This window comes from Dongia deserti (assembly GCF_003574735.1).
Taxonomy (GTDB): domain Bacteria; phylum Pseudomonadota; class Alphaproteobacteria; order Dongiales; family Dongiaceae; genus Dongia_A; species Dongia_A deserti.
This window is the reverse complement of sequence record NZ_QORW01000009.1, coordinates 223,594-249,792: the sequence shown is the minus strand read 5'-3', so window position 1 is coordinate 249,792 and position 26,199 is coordinate 223,594. Positions and strand designations below refer to the sequence as shown.

Below are 26,199 nucleotides of genomic sequence, written 5' to 3'. Positions count from 1 at the left end.
CTAGTGTTGATGCGCAGCTAACAGTGAGACGTGCCACGTCGTTGCGGCACAGCTGAGAAAGCTTGGGTAAGCAGGGTGACCTGAGGAGGGCTTGGCGCAAATTAGGACTGCGCACTCAAGCCCCGGCCGCGTTGCGACGCAACCTACAACCCCGCCTCGAACCGGATTGGCGATCCGTCGAAGAAGCGCGACAGGCGGTAGGGCGCGGGGTCGACCACCGGCTGCTCGCCGCTGACCAGGTCGGCCATCAAGCGGCCAGCGCCCGGGCCGATGCCGAAGCCATGGCCGGAGAAGCCTGTGGCGATGAAGAAGCCCGGCACCTGCGCTGCCGGCGAGATGACCGGCACCGCATCCGGTGTCACGTCGATGAGCCCGGCCCAGTGCTGCGCGATCGTCGCGCCTTTCAGCGCCGGGAAGGTCGCCTGGACTGTCGCCAGCGCGCGATCGTTGAGCCAAGTCTCCGGCTCGGGGTCGAGCACCCGCACGCGCTCGAACACCGTTTCGCGATCGGGCGTCAGCTGTCCCGGCTGCCGCCATTCGTCGAGAAAGCGCTTGCCGACGCGGATGCGCAGCGACTTCCATTCCATCTTCAGCGCCGGCAGGAACTGTGCGAAGAAGCGGAAGGAATCGGGCACGATGTCGGCGCGGCTGGAGCTGCCGTTTGCGATGGTGAAGCCGCCATCCAGCCGCCGGCGGATGCCGAAGCCGGCCGCCCACAAGGCGTTTTCGGGACCCCCGCTGACCGGATTGGTGCGCATCACCGTCGACAGCACCTTGAGCTGCGGCAGCGTCACGCCGGCGGTGGACGCGAACAGGCGCGACCACGCACCGCCCGCCAGCACCACCGCATTGCAGGCGATGCGGCCCTTCTCGGTGATCACGCCGGCGATGCGCCCGACCGCGAGATCGAGGCCGCGCACTGCGCACTGGGTCAGGATGTTGGCGCCGAAGCGGCGCGCCGCATTGGCGATTGCCGGCGCTGCCTTTTGTGGTTCCGCCCGGCCGTCGCTCGCGCAGTGCAGCGCGCCCGCATAGCGCTTGGCAGCGCCCGGTGCCAGACTGTCGATCCCGCTCGCAGGCAGGATGCGCGCGTGGTGCTGATAGTCGCGGCACTGACCCTCGGCCTTAGCGAGCCAGGATTCATAGCCCGCCAACTCCTTTGCATCGTCGCAGAGATAGGCGATGCCGGCCGGCCGGAATCCGGTCTCTGCTTCCACCAGCGCATTCATGCCGGCCCACAGCCGCAGGCTTTCCATCGCCAGCGGCACTTCGCGCAGATCGCGCCCGATGGTGCGGCACCAACCCCAATTGCGGCTGGATTGCTCGCCGCCGATGACACCCTTCTCGCACAACGCGACGGAGATCCCGCGCCGAGCCAGGAACAAGGCTGTCGAGACCCCGGCGATGCCGCCGCCGATGACGACGACGTCGACCTTCTGTGGCACGGTGGAATCGGAATCGACTGGATCGAGGACGGGTCCCAAGGAAGCGCTCGCGGCCGAAGAGAGAATGGGACGCCGATAGAATCAGCCACGCACAGGAATGTCAAAGCTGCCAGCGACCTGGAATGGCCTGCCCCTCGTGGGAGAAGAGTATTTGCCTAGAACAGCCTGCCTTGCCCGCGCTCGAGGTCCAGCAGGTATTCCTTCGCGTTGATGCCCAGTTCGCTGGAATAGCCGCCGAGCCAGTTGGTGCCGACGATGCGGTGGCAGGGGATGATGATGGCGATCGGGTTCTGGCCGCAGGCCTGGCCGACCGCCTGCGCCGGCGCGTTCAGGCGCGTGGCGACTTCGCCATAGGTCAGGGTCTGGCCGTACGGGATGGAGAGCATGACGTCCCACACATCCCTGGCGAAGCCGGTGCCGTCGGCGGCGATCGGCACGTCGAACTGCATCAGGCGCTTATCGAAATAAGCCTGCAACTGCTTCACCGCCTCCTTCACCAGCGTTGAGGATTGTAGGCGCTGCGGCTGCACGCCGCGCCAATGGAGGTGCGTGATCGCGTCGCTGTCGGCGCTGACCTCGATCCAGCCGATCTCGGTTTGCAAGGCTGCGGTCGCCATCCCCTCTTCCCGATGCGGCGTGCCGGTCCCGACGATGTCTACGTGCTGCAACATTCTATCCTACCTTCCGGCTCTTTAGCCAAGAGCAAGGGCGGTGCCCAAGCCCTTCGGATGCGTCACCGGCAGCCCGCAGGTCTGGCCTTTACACACATAGGCTGCCGGTTTGCCGTCCACCATGCCCTTGCCGGCGGCCGGATGTCTCTCCGGCAATTGCGCATCGGGCGGCACCACCTGCAGCAGGCGGTTGGGCAGCGAGCGCTCACGCACCGCATGCACCAGAGCCTGGGTCGCATCGCTGTCTAGCGGGCCGACCACCACGACCTGCAGCGTCGCTTCCAGGAACTCGTTGTTGTTGATGAGGGTGGCGAGAGGGAAGAAATTGCGATTGATCTCGCCCGAGAAGGCCGCCACCAGCGCGCCTGCGCGCTCCAGATAGCGCTCCTCGCCCGTCAGGTGATAGAGCCGGGCCAGCACGCCCACCATGGCGCCATTGCCGTTGGGAATGGCACTGTCGCCTGCGGATTTCGGGCGCTGGATCACGTCCTTCACATCATCGGCGGTCATGAAGTAGCCGCCATGCTTCTTGTCCCAGAAATGTGCGTCCAGCAACCTGACCAGCTCCTCCGCCGCGCCCAGGTAATGCACGGCGCCCGTAGCCTCGAGCAGCGCCAGTGCCGCCGCCGCCAGATGCGCATGATCATCGAGCGTCGCCGCATGCTGCAGCTTGTTCGCGCGCCAGGCATGGAACAGCCGCCCGTTCTTCATCATGGTCGTGCGGATGAAGTCGAATGCGCCCGCTGCCCGCTCCATCCAGGCCGGCTCATCGAACACCACCGCGGCCTCTGCCAACGCCGCGATCATCAGGCCGTTCCAATCCGCCAGCACCTTGTCGTCCCAGCCGGGCCGCACGCGCTTGGCGCGCGCTGCCAGCAGCTTCTCGCGCGCCTCCGCTAGGCGCCCTTCGCCCGCCGCGTCCAGCAGTGACGGACGCTGCGAGCGGTTCAGGATCGTGTGCTCCTCCCAATTGCCTTCGGCGCTGACATCGTAGTGCTGCTTGAAGAAGGCGGATTCGACGCCGAGGATCGCGTCGATCTCTGCCTCGGTCCAGACGTAGAACTTGCCTTCCTCGCCTTCGGAATCGGCATCGAGCGAAGCGGCGAAAGCGCGCTCGTCCCGCTCGTTCGGCGCGGCCAGCATCTCGCGCTCCAGCCAGCCGACGGTCTCGCGCACCCGCGCCTCGTAGAGCGGGTCGCGCGTCTCCTGCCACACTAGAGTCAGCAATCCAACCAGCTCGGCGTTGTCATAGAGCATCTTTTCGAAATGCGGCACCAGCCAGTTGGCATCCACCGCATAGCGCGCGAAGCCGCCGCCGAGATGATCGTAGATGCCGCCCTGGCACATCCGTGTCAGGGTAGTGGCGACCGCGTCCTTGAAGCGCATGTCCTTGGTGCGCTTGTAGGCGCGCCAGAACAAGGTGAAGAGCGGCACTTGCGGGAATTTCGGCGCCTGGCCGATGCCGCCGTTCTGGAAATCGACCTCTTCCAGGAGCCGCCGCGCGATCTGGTCGGTGATCTCCATGGAGATTGCGTCGCCGGCGTGCGGGGTCGCGAGCTTCGCCATCGCCTGGCGCAGCCCGTCGACATTCTTCTGTACCTTGTCCGGTTCCTGGGCGTAGGTCTCGGCCAAGGCGGTCAGCACCTCCGGGAAGCCCGGCCGCCCCCACTTGGTCGCCGGCGGGAAATAGGTGCCGCCCCAGAACGGCCGCCCCTCCGGAGTCAGGAACATGGTGAGAGGCCAGCCGCCCTGCTGCCCCAGGAGGGCGAGAGCCTGCTGATAGATCTGGTCGAGATCCGGCCGTTCCTCGCGGTCCACTTTGATGTTCACGAACAGCTTGTTCATGAGGGCCGCGATCTCGGGGTCCTCGAAGCTCTCGTGCGCCATCACGTGGCACCAGTGGCAGGCGGCATAGCCGACCGATAGCAGGATCGGCCGTTCGGTGCGCTTGGCTTCGGCCAGCGCCTCCTCTCCCCAGGGCCACCAATCGACCGGATTGTCCTTGTGCTGCAGCAGATAGGGTGAGGTCTCTGCTGACAAGCGATTGTTCGGGTTGGGTGTATGGATATGTGCCATGAAGGATGAACCCGCGAAGCCGGAAGTCGCTCCGGAGTTGACGCCGTTCCCAGCCTCAAATCAATGCCGACCGGTGCCGGCTTCCGATGCCGCGTTTCCGAGTTGCCGCGACTCAGACTTGTCCGCTATTTCTGCCGCCATGCGGGAGATCATCTTTGACACGGAAACGACGGGATTCGAGCCCTCCGAGGGGCATCGGATCGTAGAAATCGCCTGCCTGGAGCTGGTCAATCAGATCCCGACCGGCCGCAAGAAGCAATATTACCTGAATCCCGAGCGGGACATGCCGGAAGCGGCATTCCGCATCCACGGCCTGAGCGAACAGTTCCTGCGCGACAAGCCGAGATTCGCGGAGATCGCGGACGAGCTCATGGAGTTCATCGGCGATGCGCCGCTGGTGGCCCACAATGCTGAGTTCGACATGCGCTTCCTGAATGCAGAGCTCAATCTGCTGAAGCGCGTGACTCTCTCCCTCGACCGCGCCATCGACACCGTTCGCCTCGCGCGCCAGAAGTTTCCCGGCGCGCCCGTCAGCCTGGATGCCTTGTGCAAGCGCTTCGCCATCGACAACACCCAGCGCACGCTGCACGGCGCGCTGCTCGACGCGCAGTTGCTGGCCGAGGTCTATCTGCAATTGCTTGGTGGGCCGCAGACCGGACTCAGCCTGACGACGGCCGCGGAAGAGGCCGCGCGCGCCGCGCTCAATGTCGTCGGCCGCATTGTCCGCCCCGCGCGCCCGCATGTCGCCAGCGCCGAAGAGCTCGCCGCCCACGCCACGTTCATCGCCAAGCTCAAGGACGCGGTCTGGCTGGGGTGATCTGACCGCATGCGTCGACGCGCGACGCACCGTCATTGCCACCACACAATCGTCACCCCGGCCTTGAGCCGGGGCCTATTCCGCAGTCGCACGAGCGCTTCGACGATGGATCCCGGGTCAAGCCCGGGATGACAAAAAAGAGAGTGCGTGGGTAGCGACGCGCCCTACCCCGCATTCTTCAAAATCGCCGCCAGCAATCCTGGAAAGCGCCGGTTGAGCTCCGCGCGGCGCAGCGAGACGCGGCAGCGCATGCCCTCGGGCCGGGTGGTGGTGATGCCCGCCTCGCGCAAGATCTTCAAATGATGGCTCATGGTGGACTTGGGGATGTCGCCCGCCAGATCGCCGGCGGAATGCTCCTCCCCATCCGCGAGCGCGCGTGTGATGGCCAGGCGCGTCGGATCGCTCAGGGCGAACAGCACCGCATGGAGCGCTACGTCCTCGATATCCGGCTGTGTGAAATCGCGCTCGGTCATGACCATGAATTCGGGATCACGGAATTGCCCCTCACAAAATTGGTTCCTGACAAATTCGCACTTGCAAAGGGCCGGACTCAGGTTATCTGCTGTGTTCTAGAACCATAGAACATAACCCCAACCGGTTCAAGGTCACCCAATTCGGAGTGTCACGATGATCGAGCTTTACTACTGGCCGACACCCAACGGACATAAGATCACCATCTTTTTGGAAGAAACCGGCCTGCCCTACACCATCATGCCCGTCAATATCGGCGCGGGCGACCAGTTCAAGCCGGACTTCCTGCAGATCGCGCCCAACAACCGGATGCCCGCGATCATCGATCGCGCGCCCAAGGACGGCGGCGCGCCGATCTCGGTGTTCGAATCCGGGGCGATCCTCGAATATCTCGGCGACAAGACCGGCCAGTTCTTCCCGACCGACCTGCGCAAGCGCAATGAGGTGCGGCAATGGCTATTCTGGCAGATGGGCGGCCTCGGCCCGATGGCCGGCCAGAACCATCATTTCGCGCACTACGCGCCGGAGAAGCTTCCCTACGCCGTCACGCGCTACATCAACGAGACCAATCGGCTCTATGGCGTGCTCAACAAGCGCCTGGCGGACCGCGAATTCGTCGCCGGCGAATACTCGATCGCCGACATGGCCTGCTATCCCTGGATCGTGCCCTACAAGAACCAGAGCCAGGACATCGACGCCTTCCCGCACCTCAAGCGCTGGCTTGAAACGATTCAGAACCGGCCCGCCACCATCCGCGCCTATGAGAAGGGCAAGGAGGTCAGCAGCGCCTCGCCCGTCATGACGGAAGAAGCCCGCAAGGTGCTGTTCGGCCAGACGGCGGCGGTTGTCAGATGACAGAGGTCAGGGATCAGAAATCAGAAGGGCGTTAACGGCTGCCTCCGTGCCCTTTCTGGTACCTGATTCCTGGTCCCTGATTCCTGTTTTTCCCCTTGGCCCCCTCCGCGCCGCGGACTAAGGTCTCTTAGTCATACTGCTGTGGATTGCCGACTTCGACGCCCTAGGACGACCGACTTCGCTGCTATTCCTGGAGACAGTGTGACGCGCCGTTGGACGCGGCGCGGTGCAATCATATTTGGGAGTGAGCGATGCCGATCGGTACCGTCAAGTGGTTTAACAGCACCAAGGGCTACGGCTTCATTCAGCCGGAATCCGGTGGGCCGGATGTGTTCGTGCACATTTCGGCTGTCGAGCGCGCGGGGCTCGGCACGTTGAACGAAGGCCAGAAAGTCTCGTACGAGGAGCAGCGCGATCCGAAGCGCGGCAAGAGTTCGGCCGAGAACCTGAAGAAGGTCTAAAGCGTTATCTCGAGCGGGAGCGTCCTTGACGGGACGCTCCCGCTTCCCGTCTGTCGCCTTCCTGCGCATCGATCTGATTGCGCCGCGCAAAACCAAATCTTCCGTCATGCATCCGGGCTTGAAAGCGCGCCGCGAAGGCGCATGATCGCCCGCGAGGGCGTCCGTCATCAGGGAGAGAGAGGCAATGAAGGTTCTCTACACCACGCAAGCGACTTCGACCGGCGGCCGCACCGGCCATTCCAAGACTGCGGACGGCACCCTGGATCTCGATCTGGTGACTCCGAAGGAGCTGGGCGGATCCGGCGGCAAAGGCACGAACCCGGAGCAGCTATTCGCGTGCGGCTACTCCGCCTGCTTCCTCGGCGCGATGAAATATGCCGCCGGGCAGGAGAAGCTGAAGATCTCCGACGACACGTCGGTGACTGCCACCGTCGGCATCGGCCCGCGCGACGACGGCAAAGGCTTCGGCATCGATGTCGAGCTCGCGATCGAGATTCCCGACCTCGATCGCGCCACCGCCGAAAGCCTGGTGCAGAAGGCGCACGTGGTCTGCCCCTACTCGCACGCCACCAAGGGCAATATCGATGTGCGATTGAAGGTTGTCTGAAGTCGGAACTCAGAAATCAGAAGTCGGATGCAGTCAGGTCCGCCTTCTGACCTCTGATTTCAGACTTCTGGAACTTTCCCGACACCCCCGCGGTTGTGCCGGCAGGATCCACAACCCGCGAGGCACCCATGCCGTCGCTGTGTTTCCGTACATCTGTCATCCTGGCTCTGGTCGCTGCGGGCCTGGCGCTCTGGATGACGGCCACCCATGACTACCGCGCCCTGCATGCCGAAATCGTGCTCAATATCCTCGGGTGGGGCTCCTTCATGCTTTATGGGCTCTATTATCGCACCCTCGGCGCTGCCACACCCGGCCTGGCGCGCTTGCACTATTTCGTTGCCCTCGTCGGCGTCATCGTCGAAGCGGTCGGCATCGCCGGCACGGAATGGGGCAATCCGTTCTTCGATCCCATCCGTATCATTGGCGCTTTCATCATTGCGATTGGCTTCGTCCTGTTTGCGGTCATCGTGTTCGGCACGCGCGAGGCTGCCGCACGAACCTGAGGACGATGTGGCGCAGGTCACATCAGAATCAACCTCCAGTGGGCATGCTCTTCGTGTATCCTGGTCCGGCTACACTGAGGGGCTCCGATCATGTCCATGCCATCGTTGTTCTTTCGCACCGCCATCCTGCTCGCCATCGCCGGAATCCTGCTCGGCATTTTCATGGGCATAAATCAGGATTTCCGCCTGGCGCACATGCACGCGCATCTGAACCTGCTCGGCTGGGTTTCGTTCTTCATCTTCGGGGGCTATTACGCGCTTGCGCCGCAAGCAGGCGTGGGCGTGCTGCCCAAGGTTCAGTACGGGCTTTGCCTCGCCGGGCTGCTGGTCTTCATGACTGGCCTGACCGGGATCGGCCTCACTGGCGATCAGGCATTGGCGCCGGTTGCCGCCATTGGATCGCTGCTGATCCTCACGGGCTTTCTCACCTTCGCGTTGATCGTGTTCCGCACACAGATCGCGCCGCGCACGGCCTAGGCCACAGCTACAGCGCGTCGCCTCTTTCCGCTGCGGCTTCGATGACCCCGGCGGGCACGCTGAGTGCATAGGAGCGCAGCGCCGTATAGACCGACTGCTCCCCGCCCATCTCGCTGGAATAGAGCGTGAAATGGGTGACCTCGAAGGGCTCGGTCTTGAACAAGCTGTGCTCCGCCAGATAGTGCTGCAGCTTCTTCAAAGGCGCATCCTTGGGACGGGTCAGCGTCACGTGCGGGGTGTATTTCTGCCCGTCCGGCGGCAGGCCCGCCCGCACGACGGCGGACTCCACCTTGTCATGCAGGTGCTGGAGCGCCGGCTGCTTCTCCACCCCGGCATAGACCGCCTTCACCCGCTGACCGGACGTGAAGGCATCCACCCCTTTGAGCCGCAAGGAAAAGCGCGGCGCCCGGATGCCCGCGAGGGCCGCATCCACGTAATGCGCGTCGCGGCCATCGACCTCGCCCAGGAAGCGCAGCGTGATGTGGAGGTTTTCCGGCGGGACCCACCGGCTCGCGCCCGCCAGCCCACCGCACACTAGACGCAGTTGCCAGCGGATCTGATCCGGCAACGCCAGGGCCACAAACAGGCGCATTTTACACCACCTTCGCGGGCTCTCGTCCGCCCGCGTACCGTCACGTCCGCCACCTTAACAGCCGACCCGCCAAATCCCAAATGTGAATTCCGGTCCGCTTTGGCTTGATTGGGCCTCGCGTGATTGCGTCGGGCGCCGGGAAGTGCTAGCGGAACGGCCAAAGGACCAAACCCCATCAGGACGTTGAATTATGGCCGAGAATGACAAGCAGGGCGGCGCCGAGGCCGGCAATCCGCAGTCCCAGGGCTTCCCCCTCACCGTCGTGACCCAATACGTCAAGGACTTGTCGTTTGAGAATCCGGGCGGCCCGGACTCGCTGATGACCCTCAAGGAGGTGCCGCATGGCACGGTGCGGGTCGACGTCCGGGTGCAGCCGCGCACCCCGCCGGAGATCGAGATCGTCCTGTTCCTGGCGGTGGAGGCCAAGGCCAGCGACAAGGTGGTCTATGTCGCCGAATGCGAATATGGCGGCATCTTCCGCCTGGGCCGCGTGTCGCAGGAAGTCGTGCTGCCCCTCATCATGATCGAGGCGCCGCGCCTGCTCTTCCCCTTTGCGCGCCAGGTGATCGCCCATGCGATCTCCGCCGGCGGCTTTCCGCCGCTGCTGATCAATCCGATCGACTTCGCCGCCCTCTATCGCGACAAGCGTGAGGAGATGATGAAGCAGGCCGCCGCCGCGCAGCCCACCGGCGAAGGCGACGGCAAGACGGCGCTGAACTGACGTCGCGAACGGCTTACGCTCGCTACGACACCGCGTGCTGCTCCGCTAATCCCTTTTTTCGTCATGGTCGTGCTTGGCACGACCACCCACGAATTTGCCTGCAAGGTTTCGGATCTTGCGCATGGAAACGTCATGAGAGGGTTGCATCGCAGCGCCGCATCGCGACAGACTAGCGCCTTCATTCCAAGGAGAGCGACTCATGGCGCATGCATATCGTGCGACGGTGCTGTGGCGGCGGGGCGATCAGGCTTTCACCGACAACCGCTATTCGCGCGGCCACGTCTGGCGTTTCGATGAAGGCCTGGAGGTGCCGGCCTCGTCCTCGCCGTTCGTGGTGCCGAACTATTCAATTACGGCGGCGGTCGATCCGGAAGAGGCCTTCGTCGCCAGCCTCTCCTCCTGCCACCTGTTGTTCTTCCTAACCTTCGCGGCGCGCGCAGGCTTCACCATCGACTCGTATGAAGACGAAGCGCGCGGCGAGATGGCAAAGAACGAAGCCGGCAAGCTCTATGTCGCGCGCGTCACGCTGCATCCCACCATCGTCTTCTCCGGCGACAAGCGCCCGAGTGAGGCGGACATCGCAGCGCTGCATCACCGCTCGCACGAGGAATGCTTCATCGCCAATTCGGTCAAAACCGAGGTGGTGACGGAGATCGTGCCACCGCAATTCGTATGAACCCAAGCCTTTAGGGCATCGGACATGAAGATCCTCATCGTCGGCGCGACCGGCACCATCGGCAAGCTCGTCACCGCCGCCCTTGCGGAGCGGCACGAGATCGTGAAGGCCGGATCGAAGAGCGGCGACGTGCAGGTCGACATCAAGGATGCCTGCTCGATCCGCGAGCTGTTCGAACGTGTCGGCAAGGTGGATGCGGTGATGTGCACCGCCGGCAAGGTGCATTTCGGGGCGTTCGCCGAGCTGAGCGAGGCGGAGATCGGCATCGGCCTCAAGGACAAGCTGATGGGCCAAGTCAACATGGTCCTGATCGGCCGCGACTACGTGAACGACGGCGGCTCCTTTACCCTCACCAGCGGCGTGCTGAGCCACGATCCGATCCGCTTCGGCGTCGGCGCCAGCCTGGTCAACGGCGCGATCGATTCCTTCGTGCGCGCCGCGGCGATCGAGATGCCGCGCGGCATCCGCATCAATTCGATCAGCCCAGGCTTACTGGAAGAATCGCTGCCCTCCTACGGCCCCTACTTCCTCGGCCACGAAGCCGTCCCCGGCAAGCGCGCCGCCAATGCCTACGTGAAGTCGGTCGAGGGATTGCTCACCGGGCAGGTCATCCACGTGCTGTAGAGAACGCGCGCCGCTTCACGCCCACCCCGCCCCTGATCGACAGGGTCGTGCTCAGCACAACCATGTCGGCGGCGCGAAACACTGATGCGATCATCGCGCGCCTAGTCCGATCGAACTAGCTTCCCTGGAATGACTCTACGTCAGCGCGAACTTTTTTCGCTGTGACGACCGCTTTCGCTGTGAATGCCATCACTGCGCCTTAATTAAAAACTAACCACGTTCGTGCAGTCTATCGGCTAAGGCTGTCGGGGAATCACATATGATCTTGCGCCCAGTCGCGGTGCGCCCCTCATATTCGGGGCGCCGCGCTACGTGGTTGCAACGTGATGAGAGTGCATGTCGGGCGCTGCTAAGGCGATGGTGTCGCACCTCGCTCTGCGCGGTGTCGCTCTATCTCAGCGTCATCATCGTCTCGGCAGCTGGGGAAAAGGGCAAGGAAGCCGCCCAACCGCTCAATCTCTTCCTCGACATCACGAGCAACCGCCTGGCCGACGAAGTGGACATGAACCAGAAGCGCCGCCTGAATGTCGCGGGCGTTCCGGTCGTGGTCGGGGGCAAGCGGCAGAATGGCGATGCCGCGCCCAGCGTCGCTGCCGGTGTCACCGGCAGCCACAAGTTCGAACTCGGCAACAACATGTCCTTGAAGCCGAGTGGCGTGGTCAGCCGCACGCATATCGACGGCGACGGCATCCTGTCGAGCGGTCGGTTTGGCGGCGACGCGGCATTCCAATACCAGGAGGGCGGCAGCGGCCTGCTCCTGCGGCCATCGCTCTACGCGACGATGCAGAGAGATGTCCTGGAGCGCATGGACTACGCGCTGGAAGGCAAGTTGTGGCAGGAGATCGGCCGGGGCGTGGACCTGACCGCGACCCTGGGCCAGTCCTGGCGCGTCTCGGAGCTGCTCTATACTGACAACCGCGAGAGCACCTATGGCTGGCTGGGCGTCAAGATCGACCTGTTCGACAAGAGCGCGCTGGAGCTGGCCTACGGTTTCAACACCACAGACGGTCCCTTGCCCTCCCAGTACCGCTTCAGCCAGGGCCCGGGTGTGACGGCGCATCTGGTGCTGGCCCCGGGATGGCGGATCGACAGCAGCTACAAGCTCACCACCACGGAGCGCGGCTATACTGACCAGTATGCGGACGCGCGCCGGCACGATCTGCGGCACCTCCTCAAACTCAGGAGCGACTGGCAGATATCTACCACCACCGGTGCGGAATGGCACATCTCCGCCGGCTATGACTACGACCGGACCCTGACGGATGCACCCGTCACCACACCGGCAAACCACATTGCTTCGATGAACTTCGGGCTGAATTTCTAGGCATCCGGCGCCCTGCATCGCGCCGCTTCCAGGACGCGCCGAAGCTGTGGCGACACGTGATCGCGCCGGCAGCGTAGGGCCTCGGTAACCCCGTTTGGCCGCACCACACTTCTCTTGTAAGATTGCCCGCGTCTGCACACTGAGGGCTGGTCCACCTGGGGGAAGATCCCTGCGCATGCGCCTGCTCGAGCGAGAGTCCGATATTCAAGCCCTGAACTCCTGCCTGGAGCGCATCTCGGCGGGAGAGGGGCGCGTGGTGCTGGTGTATGGCGAGGCCGGCATCGGCAAGACTGCTTTGTTGCGGCAATTCGCGGCCGGGCAGCGGGCTGCCAAGGGCCTGCCGGCGCGAGTCCTGTGGGGCGGGTGCGAGGCCTTGTTCACGCCGCATCCGCTGGCGCCGCTTTATGACATCGCGCGGCAGATCGGCGGCGAATTCCCAGCGGCGCTTGAGACCGCCACCAAACGCGAGGCGCTGTTCAACATCACCATTGACCGACTGGCGCGCCTGCCCGCGCCCGCCATCCTGATCTTCGAGGACGTGCATTGGGCGGACGAGGCGACCCTGGACCTCATCAAGTTCCTGGGGCGCCGGCTGCAGGGGCTGGGCCTGATGCTGGTGACCAGCTATCGCGATGACGAAGTCGGACCCCGGCACCCGTTGCGTTCGGTGATCGGCGACCTGCCATCGCGTTCTGTCCACCGGCTGCACCTCGCGCCGCTCAGCGAGCAGGCCGTGGCGACACTGGCGGAAGAGATGGGTCGTTCGGCGAAAGAGCTGCACGCGGTCACTGGCGGCAATCCGTTCTTCGTGACCGAGGTGCTGGCGGGGTCGCAGAACAATGTGCCACAGACGGTACGCGATGCGGTGATCGCGCGCATGGCGCGGCTGTCAGAGGACGCGCTTGCCATCGCCAACCTGGCGGCCCTGGTGCCGGGCAGAATGGAACGCGAACTGCTGGATCGGCTCGCGCCCGGCGCGGGCACCGCGGTGCAGGATTGCCTCGCGGTCGGCATGGTGGCGCTAGAGGATGGCTCGCTCGCCTTCCGTCACGAGCTGGCGCGCCGCGCGGTGGAGGAGCACCTGCCGCTGCCCCAGCGGCAGGCGCTGCATGCGCGCATCCTCGCCGCCCTGCTGGAGAGAGCTGATGTTCCGACCGCGCGCCTCGTGCATCACGCGGACCTCGCCGGCGACAGCCCGGCGGTGCTGCGCTTCGCGCCCCTCGCGGCCGAGCGCGCGGCCGCGCTGCGATCCCACCGCGAAGCGGCGGCGCACTATGCGACGGCGCTTCGTCATGCGGGCTCTCTGCCTGATGAGGCACGTGCGGAGTTGAATGAGCGCCTGTCCTATGAATGCTACCTGACCGACCAGATCCAGGATGCGATCAAGGCGCGCGAAGCGGCGCTCGCTCTCCGGCGCACGAGCGGAAATCGCTTGAAGGAAGGCGACAACGCGCGCTGGCTGTCGCGCCTGTCCTGGTTCTGGGGCAACAAGGCCGACGCCGAGCGTTACGCCAGCGAAGCGGTAGAGATCCTGAGCGCGCTGGTGCCGGGGCGAGAGCTCGCCATGGCCTACAGCAACCGCGCACAGCTAGGCATGCTCGAGGATAATGTAGAGGCGGCCCTCAGCTGGGGCAGGAAGGCGATCGATCTCGCGACCACGCTCGGCGACCAGGAGATTCTCAGCCATGCACTGAACAATGTCGGTACCGCGCGCATGCAGGCAGACCAGAGCGGCCTGCCCGATGTCGAGCGAGCACTGAAGCTGGCGTTGGACGGCGGCTTCGAAGAGCACGCGGCGCGTGCCTATACTAACCTCGCGACCAGCACGGTCCGGAAATATGATCTTGCACGCGCCAATCGATATCTGGCGGAGGGCATCGCCTATTGCGAGGCACACGACCTTGCATCCTGGGTGCGCTACATGAAACCGTTCCGCGCCGTGGCGCATCTCTTGGAAGGGACGTGGGACAAGGCTGCGGAGGATGCGGAGGCCGTCATCCGCCATCCCAGCATCGCGCCGGTCAGCAAGATCACCGCGCTGATCGTGCTGGGGCTGGTGCGGGCGCGCCGCGGCGACCCCGATGTCGAGACGCCGCTTGACGAGGCGCGGGCGCTGGCACTGCCGACCGGAGAGTTGCAGAGGCTCGCCCCTGTGGTCGTCGCGCGAGCGGAGGCGGCGTGGCTGCGCGGCAATCTTGCGGAACGGCTGGAAGAGGTCCGCCCTGCTTACGAACTCGCAGGCAAGGGTTCGCATTCCTGGGTGAAGGGCGAGCTGGCTTTGTGGCTCTGGCGTTGCGGTGAACGGATCGACGAGCTGGACGAGCTCGCCAAGCCCTTTGCGTTGCAGATCGCGGGAAACTGGCGCGCCGCCGCGGCAGCCTGGCAAGCGCTCGGCTGCCCTTATGAGCAGGCGTCGGCGCTCGCCGACGGCGATGAAGAGAAGGCTCTGCGCCGCGCGCTGGAGATCCTTGAAAGGTTGGGCGCCGGCCCGATGGCCGGCATGGTCCGCCGCAAGCTGCGGGCGAGCGGCGCACGCGGCATCGCGCGCGGACCTCATGGGCAAACGCGACAGAACCCGCAAGGTCTCACCAATCGGGAGATGAAGGTGCTGGCGCTCCTCACCGAAGGCTGCCGCAACGCGGATATCGCGCGCCGGCTGTTCGTGTCGGAAAAGACGGTGGACCACCACGTCTCCGCCATCCTCGCCAAGCTCGCCGTCCGCTCGCGCGGCGAGGCCGCCGCCATGGCCAACCGGCTGGGACTCTGCGCGGCGAAGCAGCAAGGCGATCGCTAGCACGCTCCAACCACCCATTCATCACGTCTTGTCTGCCGTGGTGCGGCGGCACCCCCCATCCCAACCTTCGCTCACAAGGGGGAAAGGGGCTCACTGTGCGCTTAATGCCCGCCGGAAAGGGAGTTAGACGTGTGGGGCCGAAAAAATAGGGAACTCTCCCGATTTGTCCGAGATGCGCCTTCGCTAGGGTACGCGGCACCGGAATTGCCCGGAGACTTTTTTGCAGGGGTGAAGCACATGCCTCGCTATGTGGTGGAGCGTGAATTTCCCGACGGACTGAACGTGCCCGTCAATGCCGATGGCGCCAAGGCCATGGCTGGCGTCATCGACGTCAACTTGTCGGACGGCGTGACCTGGATTCATACCTATGTCAGCACCGACAACAACCGGCGCACCTATTGCGTCTATGACGCGCCCAATCCGGAAGCGATCCGCCGGGTTGGTGCCAAGAACAACCTGCCGGTGGGCAAGATCACCGAAGTCCGGGTTCTCGACCCCTATTTCTATCGGCCGTGACCGATTGTTCCGCCCGGCTTGGAGCATCGTGCGATGGCCCTGATTCGTGAAGCGGTGACTCCGAGAGAGCTGGACGACGTCCGCTCGCTGATGCGCGCCTTTGTGGCGTGGCATCACGAGCGGCATGTCGAGGACGTCACTTTGATCGAGCGCTACTTTGACCGGCGCGCCTTCGATCAGGAGCTAGAGGGGCTGCCGGGCAAATATGCGCGGCCGCAGGGCCGCTTGCTGATCGCCTATCAGGATGGTCAAGCGGCCGGCTGCGTCGCATTGCGTGACCTGGGCGATGGGGTTTGCGAAATGAAACGCATGTTCGTGCCCGCTTCCTTTCGCGGCACGGGCATCGGTCGCGCCCTGGCGACGCGTATCATCGCGGAAGCACGCGATGCAGGCTATCGGCGGATGCGGCTCGATACCAGCAAACGGCAGCGCGAAGCCATGCGGCTCTATGAGAGCGCCGGCTTCCAACGCATCGCGCCCTATTACGCGCTGCCGGATGACGTGAAGGATTGGCTCGTCTTTTTCGAATTGACCCTGCAAGACTAAGAGCCAGGCGAACGCGAACCGCGGCGCAGAAGCCGCTACATGGTAGGGCCCGGCGGCATCAAGGTGCGCCCGTCATAGCGTTTGACTTCCAGCGTGAAGACGTCGATCCCTTCGATGCAGCGTGCATTGATGGAGATGCGATCGCGATAACCGGTGCGCATCAAACCCGTCCCGCAGGTCGGGCAGAATTGATGACCGCCACCGGCATCGCGCCACAGATACGTGGAGATGTTGCGCTTCTGCGTGACGAGACGGACGGACTCCATCGGCACGCTCCAGTGCAGAAAGCCGGAGCGCGCGCACGTCGAGCAATTGCACTCCTCCAGGCCGGCGAGCTCGGCATCGACTTCCAGCTTGATCGCGCCGCAGTGGCAGGAGAGGGAATAAGGTCTGGGCATCATCTGCACCTTTCCAGATGCGGCAGTCCAAAATGCTAGCATGGCGTCAGGCGGCGTGCGGCTTCAAGTCCTCGGGGGGTCCAAGATTCGGTGCGGCCGGCACCTTTGCGATCCTAGGATCCTTTGGCAGCCCGGTGCGTTGGGTGCTGCGCCGCGCCCGCCCGCCTGGTGCCAAACCGCTTTACGCCGCAGCCATCCACGCACTAGCATCGGCCTTCCGGGGAGTGGGGGGAGCATGTGGATCGAACGGCGGCTGCCGCGCCTACGGCGGCATCGTGCGCTTGGTCTGGCCGCAGCGGCGGTGCTGGTCGCCGGCGCCATCGCGGCGCGCGCCGCGCTTCCGGAATTGCCGCCGTTCCTCACCTTCTTTTCAGCCGTTTTGCTCAGCGCGTTTGTCGGCGGCCGTGCTGCCGGTCTGCTGGCCCTGGTTGCGACGGGCCTCGCCGCGCCGTTCTTCCTGCAACCGCAATTCGCGCTGCCGGGCAGCGGCTGGGGCTTGGTGCAGGTCGCGGGCTATCTCGCCACCAGCGGGCTCATCATCTTCATTGTCGACTTGCTGGACAATGCGATCGGGCGGCTGAGGGCGGAGCGCGAGCGGCTCAGTCTCGCGCTACGCGCCGCGAATGCCGGGACCTGGGAGTGGATCGGGCAGGAGGTTCGCTGGGACCGGACCTTCTACGACGTGACGGGCCTGGATCCTGATACGCCGCCGTCGATCGACGACTACCTCGCGCGGGTGCATCCCGACGACCTGCCGCGCATGTCGCGCCTGCGCGCCTACCTGGCCGGCGAGGCGGAGATGGCGCCGGTGGATGAGTTCCGCTTCACCCGGCCGGATGGCAGGACCGTCTGGCTGCAAACCTATCGCGCCGTGGTCGACAAGGCGACGCGGCACATGACCGGCGTCACCCAGGACATCACCGCCCGCAAGGAGAACGAGACGCGCATCGCGCTGCTGCTGCGCGAGGTGTCGCATCGGGCCAAGAACCAGTATGCGGTGATCGCGGCGGTGCTGCGCGAGACGGCCAAGAGTGCACAGCCCGAAAAACTGGTGGAAGAACTGGAGGCTCGCCTGCGCGCGATGGCGCGCTCGCAAGACCTGCTGGTGAACACCAGGTGGGAAGGCGCTACGATCGACGCTGTGGTGCGCACGCAGCTGGAGCCGTTCGGGGTCGGTGCGCGCTGCGAGATCCTGGGCGCGCCGATCATGATCTCGTCCACGGCGGTGCAGTATATCGGCATGGCGCTCTATGAGCTCGCGACCAACTCGATCAAATACGGCGCCCTCGGCGCGCCGAACGGCAAGGCGACGATCAGCTGGTCGCTGGTGCCGGCCGGTGCGCACGGCAAGGCCAGCGAGTTCCAGTTCGAATGGCGCGAAGAAGGCGGGCCCAACGTGCACGAGGTCGTCTCCAGCGGCTTCGGCCGCAAGGTGCTGGAGCAGCTCGTCTCATTCGCCTTGGACGGACACTCGACCCTGATCTTTCATCCGAGCGGCATCAGCTGGGCCCTGTTCGCGCCGGCGAACTCCGTCCTGCCACGCCAGGCCACCTACGCTATCGACTAGCCGCGATCGACCCGCGCTGCATAGCAGCCCGGCCGCGCGTAATGCAGGTGGAGATACGCCACCGCATCGTTGGCGAAGAAGCGGCCGATCATCTCCTCGAGCAGGCGGCCTTCGATCACGTCGGCATCGACCATCATGCCGCTCTCGTCGAACGCGCGCACGGAGAGCAGGCGCTTGCGCAATTGCTCGGGGATCTCGCCGACCTTGTCGTAGCGCGTCTCGCCGTGGCGCACATAGACGGCGTGGCGCGAACGGTAGGGCGTATCGGCATCCTGATGTTCGTAATTGACCAGGATCACCTCGTCGCCCGCCTGGGCGTCGGTCAGGCTGACGCGGCAGGGATAGCCGCTGTTCTCCGCGATCCGGCGCACGGCGCCATGGCGTCGCAGGTCTTCATCGCTCAGGCCGAACAGGTGCTGAAACGGCTCGGCGGGCAGGCCGGAAATGCGGAATTGCATGGTGCGCTCCTCGGAGTTCCTATCGGAACGACTATGCTGAACGCCCCACCGGGCGACGCTCCGGTTCTTGCGCTCAACCATGAAATCTCCTAAGGTTGCCTCATGCGATTGATCCCGACCCTCGCCCCGCAGATCTTGAATCCGCTGGGGCAGCGATTTTGGTACCGCTGGTACATGCCAGCGGCCTAGGGATCGCGCACCCGAGATTGATCCAGACGAGGCCGCCCGCATCCGGCGGCCTTTCGTTTTGGACCCCTCCAGCGAATGACGATCAGATGACCGGGCGGCGCTCAACAGAAAGAGGAGCCGCCATGAAGCCCGTTACCTACGATTTCGACGTCATCACCGACACCCCAGCACCACAACGCCGCGCGCCGGAGCAAGTCGAGAAGGCACCGCAGGCGAATGCGGAAGAGGAGCGGCGACGAACGGCCTCGCTGGAACGCAGTAGCAGCGAAAAGATCCGCGCGGCGGAGTAGGTGACCGCCTGTCGCTTCTCTTTCGGTCATCGCCGGACTTGACCCGGCGATCCAAGTCGCCGTGGCTGTCTTTTGCGCCAGAACTTGGATCGCCGGGTCTCGCCATTGCATGGCGGCCCGGCAATGACGGAAGAGGGGAATCGGCTTAGGCATGCCTATGCCCGCGTGAATTCCATGATCCAGTTGGTCTCCCACGCCTTGCCGTCGCGCGAGAAGCTCTGCTCCCAGCGGCATGAATTCGGCGTGATGCGGGACCACAGGTACGTGACTTTGATCGGCTGGCCTTCGTGCTCATCGTCGCCATGGAAGCGGCCTTCCCCGTTTTCGAAGCGTCCGAAGACCGGCGGGAAGAGCAGGCCTGTCACGCTGTTCGCCCAATAGATCGCCCATCGGCGCTCCGCGGGGTCGAACAAGCGCAGGGTCATGCCGCTGAAGCCCTGGGTCGGAAACTCGTTCTCGTCGACATTGCCGATGCCGCCCAGGATCTTGCGCGCGACCGAGGTGCCCGGGAACTCGTACCAATCGTCCGCGCCCTTCAGAAGCGTGCGCAGCCGCCGGTGGCGGCAGGTCCAGCTCCCGATGAAGAAATCGAAGTCGTTGCGCCCGTCATTGGTGGATGCGGTCTTGCCCGCCGCGTGCGCCGCGCCAGCCATGGCTCTCCTCCCATCCCGATGAGCGGAGCCTAACGCGGCCTGTTGTCGAAGTTTGTCAGGAGCGCGAGGGGTGGGCTGGCTGTTTTCTGGAAGCAGGCGAGTGAGCCTCCGGAGTGCACCATGACACGACAGACCAAGTTCCAGATCGGCTACTGGGTTCTTGCCCTGATCGGCATCCTGCTGCTGCAGAGCACGATCTCCACCGTGCGGCAGGTGGCGCAGATTCCCTACAGCGAGTTCGAGCGCTACCTGGAGGAAGGCCAGGTTGCGGAGGTCTCCGTCTCCGATAACTATATCCAGGGGCGGCTGAAGGAGCCGCTGGAGAACGGCAAGCAGGAATTCGTCACGACCCGCGTGGAGCCCGACTTCGCGCAGCAGCTGCGGCAGCATGACGTGCGCGTCACTGGCCAGATCGAGAGCACGTTCTTCACCGACCTGCTCTCCTGGGTGCTGCCGGCGCTGATCATCGTCGGCATCTGGATCTATGCCATGCGCCGGATGGCAGGCAGGCTCGGTGGCGGCCTGATGCAGATCGGCAAGAGCAAGGTCAAGGTGCTGGTCGAAGCGGACACCGGCGTGAAGTTCGACGACGTCGCCGGCGTCGACGAAGCCAAGGACGAGCTGAAGGAAGTCGTCGCATTTCTGAAAGATCCGCAAAGCTACGGCCGCCTCGGCGCGCGCATGCCCAAGGGCATCCTGCTGGTCGGACCGCCGGGCACGGGCAAGACGCTGCTGGCCAAGGCGGTCGCCGGGGAGGCGAAAGTGCCGTTCCTCTTCATCTCCGGCTCGGAGTTCGTGGAGATGTTCGTGGGTGTCGGCGCCGCGCGCGTCCGCGACCTGTTCGAGCAGGCGCGCGGCAGGGCGCCGGCGATCATCTTTATCGACGAGCTCGATGCGCTCGGGCGAGCGCGCGGCCTCGGCCCCTACGGCGGCCATGACGAGAAGGAGCAGACCTTGAACCAGCTGCTGGCGGAGCTGGACGGGTTCGATTCCTCGACCGGCCTGGTGCTGCTCGCCGCCACCAATCGGCCGGAGATATTGGATCCCGCCTTGCTGCGCGCCGGCCGCTTCGACCGACAGGTGCTGGTCGACCGGCCGGACAAGACGGGGCGCATCGCGATTCTCGGCGTGCATCTCAAGAAGGCCAGGCTGGCCGCTGATGTGGATGCGGAGAAGATCGCGGCCCTCACGCCCGGCTTCACCGGCGCGGATCTCGCCAACCTGGTGAACGAGGCGACCTTGCTGGCGACCCGGCGCGGCGCGGCAGAGGTCACGATGGAGGATTTCACGAACGCCGTGGAGCGCATCGTGGCCGGCCTCGAGAAGCGCAACCGCCTGCTCAATCCACGCGAGCGCGAGATCGTCGCGCATCACGAGCTCGGCCATGCGCTGGTCGCGAGCACCCTGCCCGGCACCGACCTGATCCACAAGGTCTCGATCATTCCGCGCGGCATCGGCGCTCTGGGTTACACGGTGCAGCGCCCGACCGAGGATCGCTTCCTGATGACGCGGGAGGAGCTGGAGAACAAGATGGCCGTGCTGCTGGGTGGGCGGGCCGCTGAGTGGATCATCTTCAAGCATCTCTCCACCGGCGCGGCGGACGACCTCGGCAAGGCGACCGATACCGCGCGTGCCATGGTGACGCGATATGGCATGTCGGAGGAGTTGGGCCATGTGGCGCTGGAGAAGGACCAGCGCTCCTTGCTCAGCCCCAACCCGCTGCTCGCCGGCCCGCGCGAGCGCGACTTTTCGGACGACACCGCGACGGCGATCGACCGGCAGGTGCGCAAGATCGTCGATCAGGCCTTCGAGCGCGCGGTCGCGATTCTGACGCGCCATCGCGCCGCCCTCGAGCGCGCGGCCAAGCGCCTGCTGGAGAAGGAGACACTGGACGAAGCCGAGCTCAAGGAGCTGCTGCGGCTGGAGGAGAAAAAGGCGGCGGAGTAGGCAAGGGCACGTGCGACGATCCAGTTCCAGCAATCGCATGTGGATCGCTGCCGCCCAATGAGGGGCGTTCGGGCTGCTTATCCGATCGCGTCGGGTCGCCACGCTATGACACCGGCCGTTCTGGCCCTGACCTCGGGAGCGGCGAGGCAGGTGGCAACGGCTTCGTAACCCGGGCTCCCCCGATAGGGAGTAACGCACATTGGCGGACTATGGTTGGCTGGGCACAGTAAGATTGTCTCGCCACCGCCGACAGCATCCAGGTCCAGAATTGACGACGAGCGGGTCAGGAGAAATAGAGCACGATCCTTCCGCATCCTCAGGCGCAAGTGGGCAATAAGAGCCATTTGAGTCGTTTGCTCCAAATCCTGCTCGACCATGTCGATGACAAGCACTCTCGGCGCTTCCGCCTCCAATGCCACGACTAGAGCAATCAAGGCATCTGACCTCTGAGCGCCATCGTCGATGAGCCAAGCCAGGACTCGTTCGACACGTGCTTTCAGTGCCGCATCGGCGTCGAGATGAGAACGCGCTTTCGCGCTGTCGGCCAACCGCTCCAAGCCAAGGAATCCAGTTTCGGGAAGCGTTTCGGCCAGGCGCTTGGCCAACCGCGTCTTGCCGCTGCCGAGCGGGCCGGTGATGTAATTCAGCGGCCGGATATCGCGTAGCTCGAACATCTCGCCGCCCCAAGGCCAGGGAAGATCAAAGGAAACCGTGAGGTGGGCGCGGGTATCGATGACATGGGCTAATTCTGCGGAGGCTGGCGCCTGCCCACGCGCGAGATCGGACCGAATGCGGCGCACCTTCTCCAAGGTGCTGGCAATCTGCTGCGCCTGAACGTGAAGGCATGCCTCATGCGCCGCCAAACCGGCTTCCAAGTCGCTAGGATCGCCACCGAGCACGCGCGCCACTTGCGCGAGACTGAGCCCTAACGCCCGCAGCGATACGATTTCGGCAGCCCGTGCCATCTCGGCAGGGCCGTAAGTTCGCCATCCCGCCGAAGTCCGCTCCGGCACGATCAGACCGCGCTGCTCGTAAAGTCGCAGTGCCTTGGCTGAGACACCAAGTTTGGACGCCGCTTGCGAGGGACTAAGACTCCTGGCTGGGCTCACGAATCACCCCTTCTCCGTTGGTCCCTGTCCTTATCGAGCCAGCCCCAAGGGTCAGGTCAAGTGGATCATCGCTCTTCGAGGAATTTGAACTGGGACACCGCCATCTGCTGTCAGAACTTGACAGCGTCCCGATCCATGCTCCGTTGTGAGAGCGCAGCGGAGCACAAGTCATGAAACTTTATTCCGGGCCGTTGAGCCTGTTCTCGCGCAAGGTGGAGATCGCCCTCAGCGAAAAGGGCGTCGCGTTCGAGCGCGTGATGGTGCCGTTCACGCAGGAGCGCGGCTATCAGCCGAAGCATCCGGACGTGCTGGCCGCCAACCCCAAGGGACAGGTGCCGGTGCTGGTGGACGGCGACTTCACCTTGTTCGATTCGACCTTGATCTTCGAGTATCTGGAGGAAGCCTATCCGACGCCGCCCTTGATGCCGAAAGGTGCTGTGGCGCGGGCGCAATGCCGGATGATGGAACTGCGCGCCGATGAAGTTGTGTTTCCCCACGCGCGCACCTTCTTCTATCGCACCGATCCGCCGCACCCCGATCCGGCGCGGCGCGCGGCCGACGAAGAGGCTGGCGCCCGGGCGGAGGCCGCACTGCGCGATCATTTCACCGCGCTCGCCGAAATTCTCGGCCGGCGCGACTTTCTGTGCGGCGATCTCTCCTGCGCCGACATCGCGATGTTCATGACCGTCCTGTGGACCCAGCGGCTCAAGGGGCCATCGATCCGGGACTATCCGGCTCTTGCCGCTTGGTATGACCGGCTGCGGGCACGGCCGCCCTTCGGGAAGGCGGCGGCGGAAATCGCCGCGGCCGATCGGGAATTGACACGGCCGATCGGGAATTGACACGGCCGATCGGGAATTGACACGGCCGATCGGGAACGGCTGAAGGCCGGGTGCGTTCTCCGCGCAGAGCTCGGCGAGGGAGGTGACGATGAGCGATCGCGCCGTCAAACCCAGGATCGCGCGCATCTGGCGCGGCCGCGTGCCGGCGGCAAAGGCCGACGAGTATGCGCGCTACAATTACGAGGTGGGCATCAAGCCGCTGGAGGAGAAAGCGCTCGGCGTCCAATCGCTGCGCGAGGACCGTGATGGCGAGAGCGAGTTCATCACCATCTCCTATTGGGAGAGCATCGAGGCGATGGCGCGCTTCACCGGCAGCGACCCCAAGCAGATCCATCACCTCGACCGCGATCCCGAGTTCCTGATCGAGTTGCCGCAATCGGTGCAGATCCTGCACATCATCGCCAGCAGCGGCAATTGCGGCGGGGATTGAAGGTGATGAAGGGCGCTTCTCCTTTCATATGTGGCGCTCATCCCCTCACTCCCAGCATCGGCTGCCGTTTGCCATCTCGAGCAGATCCGGCGGCAACTCGTGCGCGGCAGCGGGCTGTTTCAGCGGGTAGTCATCGTCGTCGGCCAGCGGCTCGGCACTGAGCCGCCCGAACGGGCCGCTGATCCGGACAGGGATGTCGAGCGCGAAGAAGCTGGTGCTGCCCGGCTCCGTCTTGATCGTCACGTCGAGCTTATCGTTCGGCAGGTCGATCTCACCGCCGCCGGTCGCGGTCGCATCGGCCGATTCCAGGCGCAGCGGTGCGAGCACGGCAAGCCCGTTCTTCATCGTCACCACGCCCAGCAGGCAGGAGACCGGCACGGTTCCTTCCTGGCTGCGGAACAGGCTGCGCAGGTCGGCGGACAACCGCTCGACCAGGCTGCGCGCAATCGCGCCATTGCGCAGCGCGAGGACGGCGGCACCTTCGCTGCGCTTCAACGCCGCGCCGACCGTCGGTCCCGTCATGGAGAAGGTGAGAGCACCGTCCATCCGGCCGCGAATCTCGCCGTCCGTAGCGCCCAAGGTGCGGGCGACCGCATTCACCCTCGCGCGCGAGAGGCGCGCCTGCATATTGAGCTCGCGATCGGCGAGCGATGCCGCCATGTGCACCGTTCCGCCTCCGCCCAAGGCAAAGCTCAGGTCTTTGACCCGCACTTGGCCGCCTGCCAGGCGGCCCTGCAAAGCGGCGCTGTGCAGGTCTCGTCCGCCGATGGTGGCGCGCAGAGCCGTCAGCGCAGCGGTCATGTCCACGGTCAGCGCACTTGGTTTGAGGGGGATCGCACTTAGCCTCGGCGGGCCGTCTCCGCCGGCGAAGGAGCGCGCGAGATCATCGATATCCAGCGTGCTGAAAGCGAGATCGAGCGCGATGTCGTCGGGTTGGCCGGATTCGCCTTCGTTCAGCGAGAGAGCGCCCGAGAAGTCGGATTGCTTCACTTGGCCCTTCGCCGCGGCCAGCGACCACAGATCGCCGTCGCGCCGCAGGATCCCGCCGATCGAGAGCGGCACGTTCGCCTGCGTCTTGCCACTCATGACGCCGATGATGTCAGCGAGCGTGCGAGCGTTGATCGAGAGCTCACCACGTGCGCCATCGAAGTCGAGCGGCTTCCATAATTTGCCGTTGAAGGCGATGTCGGTATCGCGTCCACCCAGGGTGAAGCGCGCGCCGAAGGGCACGTTGTCATCCCGCAGCGTCCTGTAGGAGTCCGTCTCGGCGTCGAGGCGCGCCGGAACATCGTTGTAGGCGCCTTCGGCCCGCAGACGCGCGGGCGCATCTTCCGTGGGCGAGGAGATCGCCACATGATCGAGCCTGATGCTCAGCAGCGTGTCGCTGCGCGTGCGATAGGTGATGAGCCCGCGATCGCCGATGAAATCGATCAGCGTCGGAAACTCGGTCCGATTCTTCGGAAACAGCGCGAGGCCGGTCGCGCCTTCGCCGAACGTCCAGTTCCCGTTTCCACCCCCGTCGCGCTCCAGCACGACGGCCGCATCGGCGATGCGCAGCCGCTCATAGTGGAGCACGCCCCGGAACAGCGAGCCGAGGTCGACGAGCGCCGAGATCCGCCCGACCCGCATCATTTCGGGTTTGCTGCCCCAGCTCGCGTTGGCAATGGCGAGATCCCTGATCTCGATGCCGAGGGGATTGCCCCAGTCGACGTGAAGGCTGCCCAGGCTGACGCGACGCCCCAGCGTATCGCTGGCCCCGCGCTCCGCGATCGACGTCAGATCGGCACGCGACAGCCAGAGAGCGGCGCCACCCGTCGCCAGCACCAATAGGATGACCAGCCCTCCCAGGCCGATCGCGGCTGCCCGGGCCAGCCGGCCGACATGACTTCGCCTGTCTTTTGGCATGCGCCGTCAACCCCTGACGGCGCAACCAGTTCCGCAAGTGGCGCGTCCAAACCCCAGAAATCGGCGCGAAATCCGCTCTCAGCCGGCCGACAGGCTGGTCCCGATCCTGATTTCAGACGTCCGCGTGCGATGGATCGGGCATTCGTCGATAATTTCCATGAGGCGCGCCTTCCGCTGCGTCGAGGTACGGCAATCGCATATGAGGAACCAGCCGCGACCCCTCCTCCCCTTGCGG

The 26,199-nt window shown here is 64.8% G+C and carries 28 protein-coding genes and 1 pseudogene; 18 read left to right on the top strand and 11 right to left on the bottom strand.

All coding sequences use genetic code 11. The features are described from left to right. Window positions 1–143: 143 nt before the first annotated feature. The 3 genes from DTX69_RS16265 to DTX69_RS16255 form a co-directional block, all read right to left on the bottom strand. Window positions 144–1,484, bottom strand: a complete 1,341-nt coding sequence (locus tag DTX69_RS16265) for an NAD(P)/FAD-dependent oxidoreductase (RefSeq protein ID WP_119302598.1) — start codon at window positions 1,482–1,484, stop codon at window positions 144–146. A 116-nt stretch (window positions 1,485–1,600) separates the two neighbouring features. Beyond that, window positions 1,601–2,116, bottom strand: coding sequence for a methylated-DNA--[protein]-cysteine S-methyltransferase (locus DTX69_RS16260; RefSeq protein WP_119302597.1), 516 nt, complete (start codon window positions 2,114–2,116; stop codon window positions 1,601–1,603). 21 nt (window positions 2,117–2,137) lie between these two features. Beyond that, on the bottom strand, window positions 2,138–4,192 hold the full coding sequence (locus DTX69_RS16255; RefSeq protein ID WP_119302596.1) for a thioredoxin domain-containing protein: 2,055 nt from the start codon (window positions 4,190–4,192) through the stop codon (window positions 2,138–2,140). A gap of 139 nt (window positions 4,193–4,331) precedes the next feature. On the opposite strand from DTX69_RS16255, the gene dnaQ reads away from it, so the two are divergent. After that, on the top strand, window positions 4,332–5,009 hold the full coding sequence (gene dnaQ, locus DTX69_RS16250) for a DNA polymerase III subunit epsilon (RefSeq protein WP_119302649.1): 678 nt from the start codon (window positions 4,332–4,334) through the stop codon (window positions 5,007–5,009). A gap of 164 nt (window positions 5,010–5,173) precedes the next feature. On the opposite strand, the gene DTX69_RS16245 is transcribed toward dnaQ, so the two are convergent. Then, the gene (locus DTX69_RS16245) at window positions 5,174–5,482 is read right to left on the bottom strand and encodes an ArsR/SmtB family transcription factor (RefSeq protein ID WP_119302648.1); all 309 of its coding nucleotides are present in this window, start codon (window positions 5,480–5,482) and stop codon (window positions 5,174–5,176) included. A gap of 154 nt (window positions 5,483–5,636) precedes the next feature. Here DTX69_RS16245 and DTX69_RS16240 point away from each other — a divergent pair, with 154 nt between their 5' ends. From DTX69_RS16240 to DTX69_RS16220, 5 genes are all read left to right on the top strand, one after another. Beyond that, on the top strand, window positions 5,637–6,335 hold the full coding sequence (locus DTX69_RS16240; RefSeq protein WP_119302595.1) for a glutathione S-transferase N-terminal domain-containing protein: 699 nt from the start codon (window positions 5,637–5,639) through the stop codon (window positions 6,333–6,335). A 251-nt stretch (window positions 6,336–6,586) separates the two neighbouring features. After that, a complete protein-coding gene (locus DTX69_RS16235) occupies window positions 6,587–6,796 on the top strand; it encodes a cold-shock protein (protein WP_119302594.1) in 210 nt (69 codons plus the stop codon). Window positions 6,797–6,980: 184 nt separating this feature from the next. Continuing rightward, window positions 6,981–7,403, top strand: coding sequence for an organic hydroperoxide resistance protein (locus DTX69_RS16230; protein WP_119302593.1), 423 nt, complete (start codon window positions 6,981–6,983; stop codon window positions 7,401–7,403). Window positions 7,404–7,531: 128 nt separating this feature from the next. After that, the gene (locus DTX69_RS16225; RefSeq protein ID WP_119302592.1) at window positions 7,532–7,906 is read left to right on the top strand and encodes a hypothetical protein; all 375 of its coding nucleotides are present in this window, start codon (window positions 7,532–7,534) and stop codon (window positions 7,904–7,906) included. A 90-nt stretch (window positions 7,907–7,996) separates the two neighbouring features. Next, complete coding sequence (locus DTX69_RS16220; protein ID WP_119302591.1) at window positions 7,997–8,383, top strand: hypothetical protein; 387 nt, start codon at window positions 7,997–7,999, stop codon at window positions 8,381–8,383. 7 nt (window positions 8,384–8,390) lie between these two features. Here DTX69_RS16220 and thpR read toward each other — a convergent pair whose 3' ends face one another. Continuing rightward, window positions 8,391–8,975, bottom strand: coding sequence for an RNA 2',3'-cyclic phosphodiesterase (gene thpR / locus DTX69_RS16215; RefSeq protein WP_119302590.1), 585 nt, complete (start codon window positions 8,973–8,975; stop codon window positions 8,391–8,393). Window positions 8,976–9,165: 190 nt separating this feature from the next. Here thpR and secB point away from each other — a divergent pair, with 190 nt between their 5' ends. The 7 genes from secB to DTX69_RS16180 all read left to right on the top strand — a co-directional run bounded on the left by secB (window position 9,166) and on the right by DTX69_RS16180 (window position 16,176). Then, window positions 9,166–9,696 (top strand): protein-export chaperone SecB, encoded by a 531-nt coding sequence (gene secB / locus DTX69_RS16210; protein ID WP_119302589.1) that lies wholly within the window; start codon window positions 9,166–9,168, stop codon window positions 9,694–9,696. A 199-nt stretch (window positions 9,697–9,895) separates the two neighbouring features. Then, complete coding sequence (locus DTX69_RS16205) at window positions 9,896–10,372, top strand: OsmC family protein (protein ID WP_119302588.1); 477 nt, start codon at window positions 9,896–9,898, stop codon at window positions 10,370–10,372. 24 nt (window positions 10,373–10,396) lie between these two features. Next, window positions 10,397–10,996, top strand: a complete 600-nt coding sequence (locus DTX69_RS16200) for a short chain dehydrogenase (protein ID WP_119302587.1) — start codon at window positions 10,397–10,399, stop codon at window positions 10,994–10,996. A 382-nt stretch (window positions 10,997–11,378) separates the two neighbouring features. Beyond that, the gene (locus DTX69_RS16195; protein WP_119302586.1) at window positions 11,379–12,320 is read left to right on the top strand and encodes a hypothetical protein; all 942 of its coding nucleotides are present in this window, start codon (window positions 11,379–11,381) and stop codon (window positions 12,318–12,320) included. Window positions 12,321–12,495: 175 nt separating this feature from the next. Beyond that, the gene (locus tag DTX69_RS16190) at window positions 12,496–15,114 is read left to right on the top strand and encodes an ATP-binding protein (protein WP_119302585.1); all 2,619 of its coding nucleotides are present in this window, start codon (window positions 12,496–12,498) and stop codon (window positions 15,112–15,114) included. A 237-nt stretch (window positions 15,115–15,351) separates the two neighbouring features. Next, entirely contained in the window at window positions 15,352–15,630 is a 279-nt protein-coding gene (locus tag DTX69_RS16185) for a DUF4242 domain-containing protein (protein ID WP_119302584.1), read from the top strand. Window positions 15,631–15,663: 33 nt separating this feature from the next. After that, complete coding sequence (locus tag DTX69_RS16180; RefSeq protein WP_119302583.1) at window positions 15,664–16,176, top strand: GNAT family N-acetyltransferase; 513 nt, start codon at window positions 15,664–15,666, stop codon at window positions 16,174–16,176. A gap of 35 nt (window positions 16,177–16,211) precedes the next feature. Here the strand turns inward: DTX69_RS16180 and DTX69_RS16175 are convergent, their stop codons facing one another. Next, complete coding sequence (locus DTX69_RS16175; RefSeq protein ID WP_284735816.1) at window positions 16,212–16,577, bottom strand: GFA family protein; 366 nt, start codon at window positions 16,575–16,577, stop codon at window positions 16,212–16,214. Window positions 16,578–16,809: 232 nt separating this feature from the next. Between DTX69_RS16175 and DTX69_RS16170 the strand changes: the two genes are divergently transcribed. Next, the gene (locus tag DTX69_RS16170) at window positions 16,810–18,141 is read left to right on the top strand and encodes an HWE histidine kinase domain-containing protein (RefSeq protein ID WP_162917266.1); all 1,332 of its coding nucleotides are present in this window, start codon (window positions 16,810–16,812) and stop codon (window positions 18,139–18,141) included. Here the strand turns inward: DTX69_RS16170 and DTX69_RS16165 are convergent. Beyond that, a complete protein-coding gene (locus DTX69_RS16165; protein WP_119302646.1) occupies window positions 18,138–18,599 on the bottom strand; it encodes a DUF1203 domain-containing protein in 462 nt (153 codons plus the stop codon). The genes DTX69_RS16170 and DTX69_RS16165 overlap by 4 nt on opposite strands. A gap of 311 nt (window positions 18,600–18,910) precedes the next feature. Between DTX69_RS16165 and DTX69_RS30220 the strand changes: the two genes are divergently transcribed. Further along, the gene (locus DTX69_RS30220) at window positions 18,911–19,078 is read left to right on the top strand and encodes a hypothetical protein (protein WP_162917265.1); all 168 of its coding nucleotides are present in this window, start codon (window positions 18,911–18,913) and stop codon (window positions 19,076–19,078) included. A 155-nt stretch (window positions 19,079–19,233) separates the two neighbouring features. Here DTX69_RS30220 and DTX69_RS16160 read toward each other — a convergent pair whose 3' ends face one another. After that, complete coding sequence (locus DTX69_RS16160) at window positions 19,234–19,731, bottom strand: hypothetical protein (protein WP_119302581.1); 498 nt, start codon at window positions 19,729–19,731, stop codon at window positions 19,234–19,236. Window positions 19,732–19,851: 120 nt separating this feature from the next. Here DTX69_RS16160 and ftsH point away from each other — a divergent pair, with 120 nt between their 5' ends. Beyond that, on the top strand, window positions 19,852–21,678 hold the full coding sequence (ftsH, locus tag DTX69_RS16155; RefSeq protein ID WP_119302580.1) for an ATP-dependent zinc metalloprotease FtsH: 1,827 nt from the start codon (window positions 19,852–19,854) through the stop codon (window positions 21,676–21,678). A gap of 77 nt (window positions 21,679–21,755) precedes the next feature. Here ftsH and DTX69_RS16150 read toward each other — a convergent pair whose 3' ends face one another. Together DTX69_RS16150 and DTX69_RS31005 are read right to left on the bottom strand one after the other, a co-directional pair. After that, window positions 21,756–22,553: a P-loop NTPase family protein gene (locus tag DTX69_RS16150; protein WP_284735815.1), complete on the bottom strand. Its 798-nt coding sequence runs from the start codon at window positions 22,551–22,553 to the stop codon at window positions 21,756–21,758. 30 nt (window positions 22,554–22,583) lie between these two features. Continuing rightward, window positions 22,584–22,787, bottom strand: a pseudogene (locus tag DTX69_RS31005) (MerR family transcriptional regulator); the annotation flags it as partial. A gap of 170 nt (window positions 22,788–22,957) precedes the next feature. On the opposite strand from DTX69_RS31005, the gene DTX69_RS16145 reads away from it, so the two are divergent. Both DTX69_RS16145 and DTX69_RS16140 read left to right on the top strand, forming a co-directional pair. Next, window positions 22,958–23,629 (top strand): glutathione S-transferase family protein, encoded by a 672-nt coding sequence (locus DTX69_RS16145; RefSeq protein WP_119302578.1) that lies wholly within the window; start codon window positions 22,958–22,960, stop codon window positions 23,627–23,629. A gap of 88 nt (window positions 23,630–23,717) precedes the next feature. After that, a complete protein-coding gene (locus DTX69_RS16140) occupies window positions 23,718–24,059 on the top strand; it encodes an antibiotic biosynthesis monooxygenase family protein (protein WP_119302577.1) in 342 nt (113 codons plus the stop codon). Between the two features lie 45 nt (window positions 24,060–24,104). Here DTX69_RS16140 and DTX69_RS16135 read toward each other — a convergent pair whose 3' ends face one another. Next, a complete protein-coding gene (locus DTX69_RS16135) occupies window positions 24,105–25,964 on the bottom strand; it encodes an AsmA family protein (RefSeq protein WP_119302576.1) in 1,860 nt (619 codons plus the stop codon). Window positions 25,965–26,199: the final 235 nt, after the last annotated feature.

Bases quoted from the DNA above. Each gene is read 5' to 3' on its own strand.
- DTX69_RS16260 (WP_119302597.1), bottom strand. From the start codon at position 2,116: ATGTTGCAGCACGTAGACATCGTCGGGACCGGCACGCCGCATCGGGAA.
- DTX69_RS16255 (WP_119302596.1), bottom strand. From the start codon at position 4,192: ATGGCACATATCCATACACCCAACCCGAACAATCGCTTGTCAGCAGAG.
- dnaQ (WP_119302649.1), top strand. From the start codon at position 4,332: ATGCGGGAGATCATCTTTGACACGGAAACGACGGGATTCGAGCCCTCC.
- DTX69_RS16245 (WP_119302648.1), bottom strand. From the start codon at position 5,482: ATGACCGAGCGCGATTTCACACAGCCGGATATCGAGGACGTAGCGCTC.
- DTX69_RS16240 (WP_119302595.1), top strand. From the start codon at position 5,637: ATGATCGAGCTTTACTACTGGCCGACACCCAACGGACATAAGATCACC.
- DTX69_RS16235 (WP_119302594.1), top strand. From the start codon at position 6,587: ATGCCGATCGGTACCGTCAAGTGGTTTAACAGCACCAAGGGCTACGGC.
- DTX69_RS16230 (WP_119302593.1), top strand. From the start codon at position 6,981: ATGAAGGTTCTCTACACCACGCAAGCGACTTCGACCGGCGGCCGCACC.
- DTX69_RS16225 (WP_119302592.1), top strand. From the start codon at position 7,532: ATGCCGTCGCTGTGTTTCCGTACATCTGTCATCCTGGCTCTGGTCGCT.
- DTX69_RS16220 (WP_119302591.1), top strand. From the start codon at position 7,997: ATGTCCATGCCATCGTTGTTCTTTCGCACCGCCATCCTGCTCGCCATC.
- thpR (WP_119302590.1), bottom strand. From the start codon at position 8,975: ATGCGCCTGTTTGTGGCCCTGGCGTTGCCGGATCAGATCCGCTGGCAA.
- secB (WP_119302589.1), top strand. From the start codon at position 9,166: ATGGCCGAGAATGACAAGCAGGGCGGCGCCGAGGCCGGCAATCCGCAG.
- DTX69_RS16205 (WP_119302588.1), top strand. From the start codon at position 9,896: ATGGCGCATGCATATCGTGCGACGGTGCTGTGGCGGCGGGGCGATCAG.
- DTX69_RS16200 (WP_119302587.1), top strand. From the start codon at position 10,397: ATGAAGATCCTCATCGTCGGCGCGACCGGCACCATCGGCAAGCTCGTC.
- DTX69_RS16190 (WP_119302585.1), top strand. From the start codon at position 12,496: ATGCGCCTGCTCGAGCGAGAGTCCGATATTCAAGCCCTGAACTCCTGC.
- DTX69_RS16185 (WP_119302584.1), top strand. From the start codon at position 15,352: ATGCCTCGCTATGTGGTGGAGCGTGAATTTCCCGACGGACTGAACGTG.
- DTX69_RS16180 (WP_119302583.1), top strand. From the start codon at position 15,664: ATGGCCCTGATTCGTGAAGCGGTGACTCCGAGAGAGCTGGACGACGTC.
- DTX69_RS16175 (WP_284735816.1), bottom strand. From the start codon at position 16,577: ATGATGCCCAGACCTTATTCCCTCTCCTGCCACTGCGGCGCGATCAAG.
- DTX69_RS16170 (WP_162917266.1), top strand. From the start codon at position 16,810: ATGTGGATCGAACGGCGGCTGCCGCGCCTACGGCGGCATCGTGCGCTT.
- DTX69_RS16165 (WP_119302646.1), bottom strand. From the start codon at position 18,599: ATGCAATTCCGCATTTCCGGCCTGCCCGCCGAGCCGTTTCAGCACCTG.
- DTX69_RS30220 (WP_162917265.1), top strand. From the start codon at position 18,911: ATGAAGCCCGTTACCTACGATTTCGACGTCATCACCGACACCCCAGCA.
- DTX69_RS16160 (WP_119302581.1), bottom strand. From the start codon at position 19,731: ATGGCTGGCGCGGCGCACGCGGCGGGCAAGACCGCATCCACCAATGAC.
- ftsH (WP_119302580.1), top strand. From the start codon at position 19,852: ATGACACGACAGACCAAGTTCCAGATCGGCTACTGGGTTCTTGCCCTG.
- DTX69_RS16145 (WP_119302578.1), top strand. From the start codon at position 22,958: ATGAAACTTTATTCCGGGCCGTTGAGCCTGTTCTCGCGCAAGGTGGAG.
- DTX69_RS16140 (WP_119302577.1), top strand. From the start codon at position 23,718: ATGAGCGATCGCGCCGTCAAACCCAGGATCGCGCGCATCTGGCGCGGC.
- DTX69_RS16135 (WP_119302576.1), bottom strand. From the start codon at position 25,964: ATGCCAAAAGACAGGCGAAGTCATGTCGGCCGGCTGGCCCGGGCAGCC.